Here is a 13,767-nt window from a genome sequence, read left to right as displayed (position 1 = left end):
CGCGGAGCCGGTGACGGGCGCAGCCGGGGCAGGAGGAGGCCATCCATGGCGGGACACCGGATCTTCGGGATGAGCTTCGCGAGCATCTACCCGCTCTACGTCACCAAGGTGGAGCGCAAGGGGCGCACGACGGACGAGCTCGACCAGGTCATCGGCTGGCTCACCGGCTACGACGACGCCGGCCTCGCGCAGGCGATCGCCGACGAGATCACGCTCGAGGAGTTCTTCGACCGGGCGCCCGCGTGGAACCCGAACGCCTCGCTCATCACCGGGGTGATCTGCGGCGTCCGCGTCGAGGACATCGAGGACCCGCTGATGCAGAAGATCCGGTACCTCGACAAGCTCGTCGACGAGGTCGCGCGCGGCAAGAAGATGGCGTCGATCCTGCGCGGCGAGCCGGCCACCGCCTCCTAGCGGCGCGCCTCACCCGAGCTCTTCCGCGAGCCCGACGATGATGCCGCCGGGCCCTCGCAGGTAGCAGAGCCGGTACACGTCCTCGAAGCGCACGATCTCCCGCAGCACCGCCCCGCCGTGGCGGGCGAGGCGCTCGACCGTGTCGTCGAGGTCGTCCACGGCGAACATCACCCGGTGCAGCCCGAGCACGTTCGGCGGGGCGGTGCCGAGCCCCAGGTCGAGCGGCTCCGGCGCGTGGTACCGCGTGAGCTCCAGCCGCCCGGGGCCGCCGGGGACGCGCATCATCGCGATCTCCGAGCGCAGGTCGTCGAGGCCGACGACGCGCTCCGCCCACCGCCCCTCGATCGTCATCCGGTTCTCGAGCTCCATCCCGAGCTCGGCGAAGAACGCGACGGCCGCGTCGAGGTCGTCGACGACGACGGCCACGTTGTCGAGGCGCTGGATCGCCACGGGTGCCTCCTGAGGTGTTGGGGTAGGTGGGTCGTCCGGGGTGCTGGTCCGGCGCCGAGCAGGGCGTCAGACGTCCTGCCCGACGCCGCGTCCCGGCTCGCTCATGTCGCCCGTCCCGGGTGTGCCGTCCGCGAGGCCGTAGCGCAGCAGGACCGTGCCCGTCGGGCTCGGTGCGGGAGGCTCGAGGAGGGTGAGGTTGGTGGGGACGGCGCCGCCGTCGAACACGGTCTTTCCCGCGCCGAGCACGATGGGGTGCACCCACAGGTCGAGGCGGTCGAACAGCCTCTCGTGCAGTAGCGTCTGCACCAGGTCGAGGCTGCCCACGACCTTGACGTGGTCGTGCCGGTCGCGCACCTCGCGCACCGCGGCGGGCAGGTCCGGGCCGAGCAGCGTCGACCCGGCCCACGGCAGGTCCGGCGTGCCGCGCGACGCGACGTACTTGGGGATGCGGTTGAACAGGGCCGCGAAGTCGTCGTCCTGCCCGCCCTCCTGGGACGGCCAGTACGACGCGAAGATGTCGTACGTGCGGCGCCCGAGCAGCAGCGCGTCCGTGCCCTGGTACGCCGCGGCGATCTGCTCGCCCGCGACGTCGTCGAGCAGCGGCGCCTGCCACCCGCCGTACGCGAACCCGCCCTCCGGGTCCTCCTCCGGCCCGCCGGGCGCCTGCCCGACGAGGTCGAGGGTCGTGAACAGCTCGATCTCGATGCTTCCCATGGCTCGGCTCCCGCGGCGTCGTGGTCTCGGTCACGGGTAAGACGTCGTCCGGTCGCCGAACTCATCGACGCGGCGGCCGGGCGGGTCAGGTGGCGGGCGGTCCCGCGTCGTCGGGCTCGTCCGGGACCCACCGCAGGACGTCTCCGGGCTGGCACCCGAGGACGCGGCAGACCGCGTCGAGCGTCGAGAAGCGCACGGCCTTCGCGCGCCCGTTCTTCAGGACGGCGACGTTCGCCGGCGTGATGCCGACCGCGGCGGCGAAGTCGCCGACGGACATCTCCTTCCGCGCCAGGAGGACGTCGAGGTCGATCACGATCGGCACCTAGATCACCGCGGCCAGCTCGCGGCGGTCGGCGGTCGCGGCGCGGAGCAGCGCGCGCAGCACCACGACGAGCAGGGCCAGCGCGCCCCCGCCCACGAGCGAGCCGAGGAGGCCGAGGAGCACGAGCGGCCCGCCGAGCTGCGCCCCGAAGGTCAGGTGACCGAACACGGTCGCGGCGAGGGTCGCCACCGTGACCACGCAACCGATCACCACGGTGACCGAGCGCAGCGCGCGCGGTTCGAACACCTCGTCGCGGGCGGCCAGGCCGAGCAGGCGCCACACCGCCACGAGGGCGACCTCGACCGCGAGCAGCGCCAGCACGGCCAGCACGGAGTACGGGACCACGAGGCCGCGGACCTCCGGGTACTGCGCCCCGACCTCGGCCGCGAGGAGGGGGGCGAGGAACATCGACAGCGCGGTGCCGAGGGCCACGAGGACCAGGAGTGCTCGCGTGCACGCGACGAGGGCAGGTTTCATCTATCGATTGTCGATAGATGACACGGCTCTGTCAACGAACGAGGCACGACCCGTTGCGCGAAGGGGGAAGCGCGCGGCGCGGCGGTATCCGCTGTACCCCTCCAGCGGCGTCGGCCGCGGGTGCTCCCTCGTCCGCGAAACGGTCGATGAGCCGAGTCGCAACGTGTCGCCCGAGAGACCTGCGGATCCCGGCCTGTGGATAACCGGGGCCCTCGCCGTCGTGGCGTCTACCGTCCGGTCGAGGAGCCCACGACCAGGAGGATCATCATGCTCGACCAGCACGAGCGCACGAGCCAGCACGAGCGAACGACCGCGGTCCCTCGCACGGGGCACCGTTCCCGTGCTCGCCTCGCCACCCGTCGGAGAGCCGCCGTCGGTCGCGTGCTCTCGGGGCTCGGGGTCGCTGTCGTCCTCACGGTCGTCCCCGGCTGCGCGCTGCCCTTCGTCGCGACCGACGACGGCGCGACCCCTGCGGTGGCGACGTCCCGGAGCGAGGGCGAGCCGGCGACCCCCTCCGGGGCCGAGTACGCGATCGTCTCGGGCCAGCCGGTGCGGACGCCCTGCTGGTCCTACGAGGGCCCGGAGGCGTTCGTGAACAACGTCTCCTCGGACCAGGAGGAACACTGCCACGGTGCCCTCGAGCTCTGGGGCGAGGTCGTCGACGGGGCGGTGGTGCCCACGGGCGTCGGGGCGGTCTACGGGCAGGTGTCGGTCGAACCGGTGCGGGTCGCGACGTCCGAGGCGTGGGGGGTCGGGACCGATCTCGGGGGAGCGGTCGACCTCCTCGCGGACTCGTACTTCGCGGAGAACGGCAGCATCCTCAGCCTGCACGAGGCGACCACCCTCGACGGCGTACCGGCGAACATCACCCGGGTCGAGGGGAGCTTCGAGGAGACGCGGACGAAGGCCTTCATCACCGCCTTCGCACCCGAGCGGTTCGCGTCGGGCACGGACGAGGTCCAGTTCTTCGTGATCGCGATCGTCACCCCCTACGACAACGGCGACGAGCTCATCGAGCAGGTCACGGGCACGTGGACGTGGTCCTGACGCTGCTCCCCGGTCGCCCCGGAAGGACGCCCCGCGGCTGGCGATCGTCAGACGCTGAAGTACTTGGCCTCGGGGTGATGAAACACAAGACAATCTGTCGACTGCTCCGGGTGGAGCTGGAGCTCCGCGGAGAGCTCGACACCGAGGCGCTCGGGGCGCAGGAGCTCGACGACCTTGGTGCGATCCTCCATGTCCGGGCAGGCCGGGTAGCCGAGCGAGAAGCGGGCGCCGCGGTAGTCGAGCTTGAACATGCCCTCGACCTCGGTGGGGTCCTCGTCGGCGAACCCGAGCTCGGCGCGCACGCGCGAGTGCCACATCTCGGCGAGCGCCTCGGTGAGCTGCACCGACAGGCCGTGCAGCTCCATGTACTCGCGGTAGTGGTTCCCCGCGAAGAGCTTTGCGGTGTGCTGGTCCACGCTCGCTCCCATGGTGACGAGCTGGACGGGCAGCACGTCGTACCGGCCCGTCTCCTCGACCCACGACCGCGGCTTGACGAAGTCGGCGAGGCACAGGTGCCGGTCGCGGCGCTGGCGCGGGAACGTGAAGCGCAGCCGCTCGGTCCCGGGCTCGCCGCCCGACCCGCCGTCGGGCGCGCCGATGCCCGCGAGCCCGGCACCGTGGTGCGCGACGACGACGTCGTCGCCCTCCGACCACACCGGGAAGTACCCGTACACGACCGACGGGTCGACGACGCCCTCGGTGCGGATCCGCTCGTACCAGGCGTTGAGGCGCGGGCGCCCCTCCGTCTCGACCAGCTCCTCGTACGACGCCCCGTCGTCACCCCGGCCGGGCTTGAGCCCCCACTGGCCCATGAACGTCGCGCGCTCGTCGAGGAACGCCGCGTACTCGGCGAGCTGGACGCCCTTGACGAGGCGCGTGCCCCAGAAGGGGGGAGCGGGTACCGGGTTGTCGGTCGCGACGTCGGACCGCGCGGGCAGGTCCTCGACGGGCGTCTCGGTCACGGTGACGACGGCGTGGCGACGCTTCTTCAGCGCGGGCAGCCCGACGGCGTCGGGCGACTCGCCGCGCGCGACGCGCACGAGCGGCTCCATGAGGCGCAGGCCCTCGAACGCGTCGCGCGCGTACCGGACGACGCCCGGGAACTGGCCCGCGAGGTCGTCCTCGACGTAGGTGCGCGTGAGCGCCGCGCCACCGAGCAGGACCGGCCAGCGGCCGGCGAGCCCGCGCGACGTGAGCTCCGCGAGGTTCTCCTTCATCACGACGGTGGACTTCACGAGCAGCCCGGACATGCCGATGACGTCGGCGTCGTGCTCCTCGGCGGCCTCGATCATCGCGGAGATCGGCTGCTTGATGCCGATGTTGACGACCGTGTAGCCGTTGTTGGTGAGGATGATGTCGACGAGGTTCTTGCCGATGTCGTGCACGTCGCCGCGCACGGTCGCGAGGACGATCGTGCCCTTGGACCCGCTCGAGCCCTCGATCTTCTCCATGTGCGGCTCGAGGTAGGCGACCGCGGTCTTCATGACCTCGGCGGACTGGAGCACGAACGGGAGCTGCATCTCGCCGCGCCCGAACAGGTCGCCCACGACCTTCATGCCCTCGAGCAGGTGGTCGTTGACGATCTCGAGCGCCTTGATCCCGGACGCCATCGCCGCGTCGAGGTCCTCCTCGAGACCCTTGCGCGCGCCGTCGACGATCCGCCGCTCCAGCCGCTCGCCGACGGGCAGCGCCGCGAGCTCCGCCGCGCGCTGGTCCTTGAGCGCCGCCGAGTCCACGCCGTCGAACAGCTCGAGCAGCCGGGCGAGCGGGTCGTGCACGAGGTTCCCCTCGTCGTCGTACCGCCGCCGGTCCCACACGAGGTCGAGCGCGGCCTCGCGCTGCTCGGCGGGGATCTGCGCGAGCGGCAGGATCTTCGCGGCGTGCACGATCGCAGAGTTCAGCCCGGCCTCGACCGCCTCGTGGAGGAAGACCGAGTTGAGCACGGTGCGCGCGGCGGGGTTGAGGCCGAACGACACGTTCGACACCCCGAGCGTCGTGTGGATGCCGGGATAGCGGCGCGTGATCTCGCGGATCGCCTCGATCGTCTCGATCGCGTCGCGCCGCGTCTCCTCCTGGCCTGTGGCGATGGGGAACGTCAGGGCGTCGACGATGATGTCGTCGACCCGCAGGCCCCAGTCACGCGTGAGCGTCTCGACGAGCCGCGTGGCGATCTCCACCTTGCCCGACGCGGTGCGGGCCTGGCCCTCCTCGTCGATCGTCAGCGCGACGACCGCCGCCCCGTGCTCGACCACGTGCGGCATGATCCGCGCGAACCGCGACGTCGGCCCGTCGCCGTCCTCGAAGTTCACCGAGTTCACGACGGCGCGCCCGCCCACGAGCTCGAGGCCCGCCGCGATGACCTCGGGCTCCGTCGAGTCGATGACGAGCGGGAGCGTCGACGCGCTCGCGAGGCGCGAGACGACCTGCTTCACGTCCGCGACGCCGTCGCGCCCCACATAGTCGATGCACACGTCGAGCAGGTGCGCGCCGTCGCGCGTCTGCGCCCGCGCGATCTCGACGCACTCGTCCCAGTTCTCCGCGAGCATCGCCTCGCGGAACGCCTTCGACCCGTTGGCGTTCGTGCGCTCGCCGATCGCGAGGAACGACGCGTCCTGGTGCAGGTCCGTGTGCGAGTACAGGCTCGCGACGCCGTTCTCCCGCTCCGGGTGCCGCTCGACGACGGGCCGCGCGCGCACCGCCTCGACGACGCGGCGCAGGTGCTCGGGCGTCGTGCCGCAGCAGCCGCCCACGAGGCCCAGGCCGAACTCGGTGACGAACTGGGTGTGCGCCGCCGCGAGCTCGTCCGGCGTCAGCGGGTACGTCGCCCCGTTCGGGCCGAGCACGGGCAGCCCCGCGTTGGGCATGCACGTCACGGGGATCTCCGCGTGCCGCGACAGGTGCCGCAGGTGCTCGCTCATCTCGGCCGGGCCGGTCGCGCAGTTGAGACCGATCGCGTCGACGCCGAGCGCCTGGAGCGTGGTCAGCGCGGCCCCGATCTCGGAGCCCATGAGCATCGTGCCCGTGGTCTCGACCGTCACCTGGACGATCACGGGCACCTCGCGCCCGACGTCGCGCATCGCGTTCCGCGACCCGGTCACCGCGGCCTTCGCCTGGAGCAGGTCCTGGCTCGTCTCGACGAGGATGGCGTCGACCCCGCCCTCCAGGAGGCCCGCGGCCTGCTCGGCGAACGTGTCGCGCAGGTGCGCGTACGTCGTGTGCCCGAGGCTCGGCAGCTTGGTCCCGGGACCCATCGAGCCGAGCACCCAGCGCGGGTGGTCGGCGGTCGCGTGGGCGTCCGCGCGCTCGCGCGCGATCCGCGCCCCGGCCGCGGCGAGCTCGCGGATCCGGTCGTCGATGTCGTAGTCCGACAGGTTGGACCAGTTGGCGCCGAACGTGTTCGTCTCGATCGCGTCCACCCCGACCTCGAGGTACGCGTCGTGCACCGCGGCGATGATGTCGGGTCGCGAGACGTTGAGGATCTCGTTGCAGCCCTCGAGCCCCTGGTAGTCCTCGAGCGTCGGGTCCTGCTCCTGGATCATCGTGCCCATCGCGCCGTCCGCGACGACGACGCGCGTGCGCAGCGCCTCCGCGAGGGCCCGGGAGCGGGCGTCGGCGAGGTCCTGAGGAACGACGGTCGGCATGCTCGCAGCGTAGATCGCGTGCGGCACGGCACGGGGAGCCGTCTCAGCGGGCCGACGCGTCGCGCGCGGTCGTCACGGGAAAAGCACGTGCCCGACGGCGCGGGCCCCCCTACCGTGGTCGCCATGTCCTCTCCCTCGACGACCGACCGCGCCGAGGCGGCGCCCCCGACGCTCGCCCCGATCGCCGAGCGCGCCGCCGCGCCGTCGACCCTGCCGCCGGTCACCGCGGGCGGGCTCACGTGGCGCTCCGCCACGCCTGCCGACGCGCCGGCCCTGCTCACGCTGCGCAACGACATCGCGTCGGCGGACGACGAGCCGTACCGCGAGACGCTCGCGGAGATCGAGGAGATCTTCACCGCGCCGTGGCGCGACGTCGCGGCCGACTCGATCGTCGGTGTCGACACCGACGGGACGCTGCGCGCCTACGGGATGGTCGACACCAACCCGGGGGACGAGCGCACCGTGCGGGCGTTCCTCGGCGGCGGCGTCCACCCGACGCACCGGGGGCGCGGGATCGGACGCGAGGTGCTCGCCTGGCAGGTGGCCCGCGCCCGGCAGGTGCTCGCCGCGAGCGGCAAGGAGCTGCCCGCGCGGCTCGCCGTCTTCGGGGAGGACACCGACCCGCCCGAGAAGGCGCGGCTCTACGCGCGGTTCGGGTTCGTCGCCCGCCGCTTCTACTCCGACCTGCGCCGCGACCTCGCGGCCCCCGTGCCCGACGTCCCGCTCGACGGTTCCCTGCGCGTCGTCCCGTGGTCCGCCGAGCTCGACGAGGCGACGCGCCTCGCGCACAACGACGCCTTCCGCGACCACTGGGGGAGCGAGCCCCGCACCGCCGAGGCGTGGACGCACGGGCGCAGCGAGTTCGCGCCCCAGTGGTCGTTCCTGGTGGTCGACGACGCGCCCGACGTCGACGCGCTCCTCGCCGACCCGGCCACCGACCCCGAGACCGCCGCCGCGCTGCGCGCCGGCGAGCCGCTCGTCGTCGGCTACGAGATGGCGGGCCGGTACGACGAGGACTTCCCCGTGCGGGGGTACACGTTCGGGTACACCGAGCTCCTCGGCGTCCGGCGCGCGTACCGGGGGCGCCGCGTCGCCGTCGCGGCGCTCGCGGCCGCGATGCGCGCGTTCGCGGCGGACGGCATGCAGTACGCCGCGCTCGACGTCGACACGGAGAACCCGTCCGGCGCGCACGGCCTCTACGCGAGCCTCGGCTACGAGAAGGTCACCGGCTCGCGCATGTACTCGATCGAGCTCTGAGCGACCTCGGCGGGAGAGGTCACAGCGACGAGGCGGAGAGCGCGTCGCAGTCCTGGAGGGTGCCGCCCTCGTAGCCGGTCGTGAACCAGCGCTGGCGCTGCTCGCTCGACCCGTGGGTCCAGCCCTCGGGGTTCACCTGGCCGGTCGCGGCCTCCTGGATGCGGTCGTCGCCGACGGCGGACGCCGCGGACAGCGCATCGTTCAGCTCCTGCGCGGTGATCGGTGCGAGGAACGTCACGCCCGTGTCCGGGTCGACGGTGGTCGCGGCGTGGCCCGCCCACATGCCGGCGAGGCAGTCGGCCATGAGCTCGATGCGCACGGAGTCGGACTCCGGGCCCGTGCCCTGCCGGTCCGCCGAGTCCATGGCGCCGGTCAGCTGCTCGATGTGGTGCCCGAACTCGTGCGCGACGACGTACATCTCCGCGAGACCGCCGTCGTTCGCGCCGAAGCGGTTCGTCAGGTCGTCGTAGAAGCCGAGGTCGATGTACACCGTCTGGTCGGGTGGGCAGTAGAACGGCCCGACGGCGCTCGTCGCCGCGCCGCACCCCGTCGAGACCTGCCCGGTGAAGCTCACGACCTCCGGCAGCGCGTACTCGACCCCTGCCTGCTCGGGGAGGGCCTCGGTCCAGTAGGCGTCGAGCGACTGGACGGTGCCGTTGAGCCGGCACTCGCGCGTCGTGTTCGCCTGCTCGGCGGTGCACGTGTCGATGTACTCCTGCTGGCCGTCGCCGTACGCGCCGGAGTCCGACCCGTCGCCGCCGGTCAGCGCGCTGAGGTCGACGCCCGTCTGGTTGCCGACGAACGCGATGAGCAGCGCGACGAGCACCGCGCCGATCCCGCCGCCCGCGATCATCGGGCCGCCCCCGCGGCCGCCACCCTTGCGGACGCGTCCGCCCTCGAACGATCCGCCCTCCTGGAATGTCACAGGGGAACGCTACCCCCGGGCGCGGTCGCAGGCCTCAGAAACGGACCAGCGCGCGCAGCACCCGCGCGAGCAGGTCGTGGTCGCCGCGGTGCTCGTGCCGCTCGCCGGGCCCGACGACGGGCGCCGGCGGCTCGCGACGCGGCAGCGTGCCGGGGTCGTCGCCGGGTGCCTCGGTGACGGTCTCGGCCAGGTAGGTGTCGACGAAGTCGACGAGGAACCGCTCGACGCGGCGGCCCGTGAGGGCGATGTTCCAGTCCGTCGGGCCCACGAGGATGACCGACAGGTCCTGCCCCAGCAGGTAGACGAAGACGCACGCCTCGGCGGTGTTGAGGATGCAGCGCGCCGAGCTGCCCGGGACGGCCGGGCCCTGGGTGAGGGCCGCGGCGACGGCCCGCGCCACCTCGACGACCGGGCCGGGGGAGGGGCCGGCGCTGCCGAGGACCCGGCCACCGGGACCGAGCGCGAGCACGTGCGCCTCGTGGTCGAGGGCGTCGTCGATGCCCCGCAGCACGTCCACCACGCTGCGGGGGGCGACCCGCCCGCGCTGGTCGAGGGCGTCCGCGACCACGGGCGTCAGAGCGACAGCGACTCGTCGAGCTGGGCCAGGCCGCGGCGCGCGAGCGCGAGGTTCGCCCGTCCGCGCTCGAGCACGAGGTAGGAGAAGGTGCCCCGCAGGCTCTCGCGCTGCGACAGGCGGATGAGGTGGTACTGGCGGCCGAGCGTGATGAGGATGTCCTCGATGCCGTCCTCGAGCCCGAGCTGCTCGATCGCCCGGAGCTTCGCGCGGATGACCTCGGTGTTCGCCGCAGCGGCGAGCTCGAGGTCGAACGGGGCGGCCTGCTTCTGGACCAGGGCCAGGCCGCTGCTGTAGTCGACGACCGCGATCGCGATCGCCCCGTCCAGCTCGAGGACCTTGCTCAGTGCTGCTTCGGCGTTGCTCAACGTGCTCTCCTTGCTCGGGTCCCCCGCCATCTCCTCGACGGTCCGGGACGTCCGGAGGCTAGCACGATGGGCTGATTGTCCCGTTCTGTTCCCTGTGCGTGGGACGGTCGTGGGACGGTCCGGAGGGCCGCCGCGAGAAAGGCCGCGCGGGAGCGGGCGCGCGGCCCGTAGAATCGTCGGGCCCCGTCGATCGGATCGCCCCACCAGGCTGGATCCACCGGGGTCACCCTTCGGAGAGGACCTGCACGTGATCACCGCCCACGGCGTCGAGCTGCGCGTCGGCGCCCGCGTCCTGCTGCACGAGGCGACGTTCCAGATCGCCGCGGGCGACCGGATCGGCCTCGTCGGCCGCAACGGCGCCGGCAAGACGACCCTGACCAAGACCCTCGCGGGCGAGACCCAGCCCACGGCGGGGAAGATCACGCGCGGCAACGACATCGGCTACCTGCCCCAGGACCCGCGCACGGGCGACCTCGAGGTCATCGCGCTCGACCGGGTCCTCTCGGCGCGCAACCTCGACAGGATCGTGCGCCAGATGCGCGAGACCGAGGGCGCGATGGCGAGCGCGGACGCGGAGACCCACGAGGCCGCGATGGAGCGCTACCCCAAGCTCGAGGCGCGGTTCCTCGCGGCGGGCGGGTACGCGGCCGAGAGCGAGGCGCACCGCATCACGAGCAACCTCGGTCTCGACGACCGCGTGCTCGGCCAGCCGCTGAGCACGCTGTCCGGTGGCCAGCGCCGCCGCATCGAGCTCGCGCGCATCCTCTTCTCCGGCGTCGAGACGCTGCTCCTCGACGAGCCGACGAACCACCTCGACGCCGACTCGATCGTCTGGCTGCGCGACTACCTCAAGTCGTACAGCGGCGGCTTCGTCGTGATCTCGCACGACGTCGAGCTGCTGCGCGCGACCGTGAACAAGGTGTTCCACCTGGACGCCAACCGCGGCGAGCTCGACCAGTACAACCTCGGCTGGGACGCCTACCTCGCGCAGCGCGAGTCCGACGAGCGCCGTCGTCGTCGCGAGCGGCAGAACGCCGAGAAGAAGGCGGGCGCGCTCCTCGCGCAGGGCGAGAAGATGCGCGCGAAGGCCACCAAGGCCGTGGCCGCGCAGCAGATGATGCGCCGCGCCGAGAAGATGCTCGCGGGCATCGAGGGCGAGCGCCAGAGCGACAAGGTCGCGAAGCTGCGCTTCCCGAAGCCTGCGCCGTGCGGCCGCACGCCGCTCACCGCGAGCGGGCTGTCCAAGGCCTACGGCTCGCAGGAGGTCTTCGCGGGCGTCGACCTCGCGATCGACCGCGGCAGCCGCGTCGTCGTGCTCGGCCTCAACGGTGCCGGCAAGACGACGCTCCTGCGCATCCTCGGCGGCGTCGAGCAGCCGGACACGGGCGAGGTGCACCCGGGCCACGGCCTGAAGATCGGCTACTACGCCCAGGAGCACGACACGCTCGACATGGACGCGACCGTCGTCGAGAACCTGCGTCACGCGGCGCCCGACCTCACGGACACGCAGGTGCGCTCGGTGCTCGGGTCGTTCCTCTTCTCGGGCGACGACGCGGACAAGCCGACGAACGTGCTGTCCGGCGGGGAGAAGACGCGTCTCGCGCTCGCGACGCTCGTCGTCTCGGCGGCGAACGTGCTGCTCCTCGACGAGCCGACGAACAACCTCGACCCCGCGTCGCGCGCCGAGATCCTCGGGGCGCTCAAGACGTACGAGGGCGCGGTCGTCATGGTCACGCACGACGACGGCGCGGTCGAGGCGCTCGAGCCCGAGCGCGTCCTGCTGCTGCCCGACGGCGACGAGGACCTGTGGAGCGACGAGTACGCGGAGCTCGTCTCGCTGGCCTGACCGGGCCGCTCGTCGCCGGGACCGGGGCTACCGCGGGGCGGGACCCTGCCGGGCGTCGAGCTGCGCGTCGATGAGGGCGTCCTCCTCGTCCTCGGCGCTCGGACGGCGTGAGCGAGGCTCCCGCCGGGCCCGCGCGGCGTCCGGGTCCTGGGCCGCGAGGAGGTCGCCGGCGGTGAGCGTGGTCTCCTCCCCGCGCGCGTCGCGCCGGTCGCGGCGCACGAGGAGCCAGAAGCCGGCGACCGCGCCGAGGGCGAACACCGCCCACTGGAACGCGTACGACAGGTGCGAGCCGGGGTCGGTGTCCGGCTTCGGCAGCGCCTCCAGGGTCTGCGCCGCGGGCGGCACCTCGGTGCGCAGCTGCCCGTAGGCGCCGACCGTGCGGCCCTCGGCCCAGGCGCCGCCGTCCGGGCCGGCGGCAAGGACCTGGTCCGTCGCGATGGCCTGCACCTGGCCCGCGGGCGCGTCCCGGCCCGACGGCGGCTCGTCGCCGCGCAGCGTCACGGTCGCCTCGACGTCGCCCGCGGGGGGCGGGGGCACGTCCCCGGGCGTGACGGCGTCGGTCCCCAGCGGCACGAACCCGCGGTCCACCACGACGACGAGCCCGTCCGGGGCGGACGGCGTGGGGTTCGTCACGAACGGGACGAGCACGTGGAAGCCGGCGCTGCCGCCCACCGGGCGGTTGCGCAGCAGGACGGTGGCGTCCGTCTCGTAGCGCCCCTCGAGGGTCACCGGCCGCCAGAGGTCGGCCTCGTCGAGCTCGGCACCCGGGGCGGGCAGCACGTCCTCCACCGGGACCGGGTCCGACGTGTAGTTCGCCTCGATGCGCTCGATCTCGGCGTCGCGCGAGACGTAGCGGTTCCACTGCCAACGGCCCGCGACGAGGCACAGGGCGACGAGGACGAGGACCCCGACCGCGAGCGTCGCCCACTGGCGCGGGGTGCGCGGCTGGTGGGCGTCCGCGGTGGCGCGCTGCGGCGTCGGGCCCGCGGGGACCTGCGGTGGTGCGGCCTGCGTCACGGGGCCGCCCGGCGCTCGAGCTCGTCGACCGGCACCGTCGAGCGCCAGAACGAGCGGGCGCCGAGGAACGTCTCCAGGTGCTCCCGGTGCGCGTCGCACGCGAGCCACACCTTGCGCCGCTCGGGCGTGTGGATCTTGGGGTTGTTCCACAGCAGGCCCCACGCGGCGGCCTCCTGGCAGCCCTTGGCGCTGCACACCAGCTCGTCCTCGCCGACAGGGTCGGCGAGGCCCAGGACGTCGGTCACCGGCGGTCCTCCTCGTCGTCGTGCGGCTCGCGGGGCTCGGCGCCCCCGATGCCGTGGCTTCCGGGCGCACCCGCCGTGGGCAGCGCCCGGTGCTCCATGGGGGAGGTGTCGTAGTGCGCCTGGTCGCGGCCCGCGTTGGCGACGAGCACCGCGCTGTACGGCAGCACGACCGCGCCGACGGCGAGGACCCACGTCACCCAGCTGCCCTGCGCCAGGATGGCGCCGAAGATGCACACGAGCCGGATGCCCATCTGGATCAGGTACTTGCGCTCCCGGCGCGCCTGGTCCGCGGCGAGCGGTTCCGGGGCGGCGGTGATGCTCGGGACCGCCTCGGCCGACCTCCGGGCGGCGCGTCGTGTGGTCACCCGTCCAGTCTACGTTTGTCGGGACCCCACAAAGTGTGGGGGAACGGTGTGACCTGGGCGCACCGCGCACCGCGGGGCCCGCGCACGGTACGGTCGGTGCGGCGC

At 73.1% G+C, this 13,767-nt stretch carries 15 protein-coding genes; 4 read left to right on the top strand and 11 right to left on the bottom strand.

What is annotated here, in order from left to right; all coding sequences use genetic code 11:
• Positions 1 to 45 precede the first annotated feature (45 nt).
• Positions 46 to 414 (top strand): DUF2200 domain-containing protein, encoded by a 369-nt coding sequence (locus B9L22_RS12775; RefSeq protein ID WP_086150623.1) that lies wholly within the window; start codon positions 46 to 48, stop codon positions 412 to 414.
• A gap of 9 nt (positions 415 to 423) precedes the next feature.
• Here B9L22_RS12775 and B9L22_RS12770 read toward each other — a convergent pair whose 3' ends face one another.
• The 4 genes from B9L22_RS12770 to B9L22_RS12755 form a co-directional block, all read right to left on the bottom strand.
• Complete coding sequence (locus B9L22_RS12770) at positions 424 to 864, bottom strand: VOC family protein (RefSeq protein WP_086150622.1); 441 nt, start codon at positions 862 to 864, stop codon at positions 424 to 426.
• Positions 865 to 930: 66 nt separating this feature from the next.
• Entirely contained in the window at positions 931 to 1,578 is a 648-nt protein-coding gene (locus B9L22_RS12765) for a dihydrofolate reductase family protein (RefSeq protein ID WP_086150621.1), read from the bottom strand.
• A gap of 85 nt (positions 1,579 to 1,663) precedes the next feature.
• Positions 1,664 to 1,900 (bottom strand): helix-turn-helix transcriptional regulator, encoded by a 237-nt coding sequence (locus B9L22_RS12760; protein WP_086150620.1) that lies wholly within the window; start codon positions 1,898 to 1,900, stop codon positions 1,664 to 1,666.
• Positions 1,901 to 2,377 carry a DUF2975 domain-containing protein gene (locus tag B9L22_RS12755; RefSeq protein ID WP_086150619.1) on the bottom strand — a complete coding sequence of 159 codons (477 nt, stop codon included), beginning with the start codon at positions 2,375 to 2,377 and terminating at the stop codon, positions 1,901 to 1,903. It lies immediately after the preceding gene.
• 267 nt (positions 2,378 to 2,644) lie between these two features.
• Between B9L22_RS12755 and B9L22_RS12750 the strand changes: the two genes are divergently transcribed.
• Positions 2,645 to 3,424, top strand: a complete 780-nt coding sequence (locus B9L22_RS12750) for a hypothetical protein (protein WP_086150618.1) — start codon at positions 2,645 to 2,647, stop codon at positions 3,422 to 3,424.
• 47 nt (positions 3,425 to 3,471) lie between these two features.
• On the opposite strand, the gene metH is transcribed toward B9L22_RS12750, so the two are convergent.
• Positions 3,472 to 7,065 carry a methionine synthase gene (gene metH / locus B9L22_RS12745; protein ID WP_086150710.1) on the bottom strand — a complete coding sequence of 1,198 codons (3,594 nt, stop codon included), beginning with the start codon at positions 7,063 to 7,065 and terminating at the stop codon, positions 3,472 to 3,474.
• 123 nt (positions 7,066 to 7,188) lie between these two features.
• Here metH and B9L22_RS12740 point away from each other — a divergent pair, with 123 nt between their 5' ends.
• Positions 7,189 to 8,322, top strand: coding sequence for a GNAT family N-acetyltransferase (locus B9L22_RS12740; RefSeq protein ID WP_086150709.1), 1,134 nt, complete (start codon positions 7,189 to 7,191; stop codon positions 8,320 to 8,322).
• 19 nt (positions 8,323 to 8,341) lie between these two features.
• Here B9L22_RS12740 and B9L22_RS12735 read toward each other — a convergent pair whose 3' ends face one another.
• Genes B9L22_RS12735 through B9L22_RS12725 form a run of 3 tightly spaced genes read right to left on the bottom strand, consistent with a single transcriptional unit; the run spans position 8,342 to position 10,189 of the window.
• Positions 8,342 to 9,247 carry a neutral zinc metallopeptidase gene (locus tag B9L22_RS12735; protein WP_086150617.1) on the bottom strand — a complete coding sequence of 302 codons (906 nt, stop codon included), beginning with the start codon at positions 9,245 to 9,247 and terminating at the stop codon, positions 8,342 to 8,344.
• Between the two features lie 34 nt (positions 9,248 to 9,281).
• Positions 9,282 to 9,815: a hypothetical protein gene (locus tag B9L22_RS12730; RefSeq protein WP_086150616.1), complete on the bottom strand. Its 534-nt coding sequence runs from the start codon at positions 9,813 to 9,815 to the stop codon at positions 9,282 to 9,284.
• Between the two features lie 5 nt (positions 9,816 to 9,820).
• Positions 9,821 to 10,189, bottom strand: a complete 369-nt coding sequence (locus tag B9L22_RS12725) for a hypothetical protein (RefSeq protein ID WP_021481118.1) — start codon at positions 10,187 to 10,189, stop codon at positions 9,821 to 9,823.
• 247 nt (positions 10,190 to 10,436) lie between these two features.
• Here B9L22_RS12725 and B9L22_RS12720 point away from each other — a divergent pair, with 247 nt between their 5' ends.
• The gene (locus B9L22_RS12720) at positions 10,437 to 12,035 is read left to right on the top strand and encodes an ABC-F family ATP-binding cassette domain-containing protein (RefSeq protein WP_021481119.1); all 1,599 of its coding nucleotides are present in this window, start codon (positions 10,437 to 10,439) and stop codon (positions 12,033 to 12,035) included.
• Between the two features lie 27 nt (positions 12,036 to 12,062).
• On the opposite strand, the gene B9L22_RS12715 is transcribed toward B9L22_RS12720, so the two are convergent.
• From B9L22_RS12715 to B9L22_RS12705, 3 genes are read right to left on the bottom strand one after another with little or no spacing between them, the layout of a single operon-like run.
• Complete coding sequence (locus tag B9L22_RS12715) at positions 12,063 to 13,052, bottom strand: SURF1 family protein (protein WP_086150615.1); 990 nt, start codon at positions 13,050 to 13,052, stop codon at positions 12,063 to 12,065.
• Positions 13,049 to 13,297, bottom strand: a complete 249-nt coding sequence (locus tag B9L22_RS12710; RefSeq protein WP_009863594.1) for a hypothetical protein — start codon at positions 13,295 to 13,297, stop codon at positions 13,049 to 13,051. The genes B9L22_RS12715 and B9L22_RS12710 overlap by 4 nt, the downstream gene beginning before the upstream one ends.
• On the bottom strand, positions 13,294 to 13,662 hold the full coding sequence (locus B9L22_RS12705) for a DUF3099 domain-containing protein (protein WP_009863593.1): 369 nt from the start codon (positions 13,660 to 13,662) through the stop codon (positions 13,294 to 13,296). The genes B9L22_RS12710 and B9L22_RS12705 overlap by 4 nt, the downstream gene beginning before the upstream one ends.
• Positions 13,663 to 13,767 lie beyond the last annotated feature (105 nt).

It is taken from the genome of Cellulosimicrobium sp. KWT-B, assembly GCF_002127155.1.
In the GTDB taxonomy this organism is placed as follows: domain Bacteria; phylum Actinomycetota; class Actinomycetes; order Actinomycetales; family Cellulomonadaceae; genus Cellulosimicrobium; species Cellulosimicrobium funkei.
The sequence above is the reverse complement of the archived record's forward strand: the minus strand, read 5'-3'. Positions and strand labels throughout refer to the sequence as shown.

What these genes read in the sequence shown, in the direction of transcription:
- B9L22_RS12775 (WP_086150623.1), top strand. Translation starts at nt 46, where the DNA reads ATGGCGGGACACCGGATCTTCGGGATGAGCTTCGCGAGCATCTACCCG.
- B9L22_RS12765 (WP_086150621.1), bottom strand. Translation starts at nt 1,578, where the DNA reads ATGGGAAGCATCGAGATCGAGCTGTTCACGACCCTCGACCTCGTCGGG.
- B9L22_RS12755 (WP_086150619.1), bottom strand. Translation starts at nt 2,377, where the DNA reads ATGAAACCTGCCCTCGTCGCGTGCACGCGAGCACTCCTGGTCCTCGTG.
- B9L22_RS12750 (WP_086150618.1), top strand. Translation starts at nt 2,645, where the DNA reads ATGCTCGACCAGCACGAGCGCACGAGCCAGCACGAGCGAACGACCGCG.
- metH (WP_086150710.1), bottom strand. Translation starts at nt 7,065, where the DNA reads ATGCCGACCGTCGTTCCTCAGGACCTCGCCGACGCCCGCTCCCGGGCC.
- B9L22_RS12740 (WP_086150709.1), top strand. Translation starts at nt 7,189, where the DNA reads ATGTCCTCTCCCTCGACGACCGACCGCGCCGAGGCGGCGCCCCCGACG.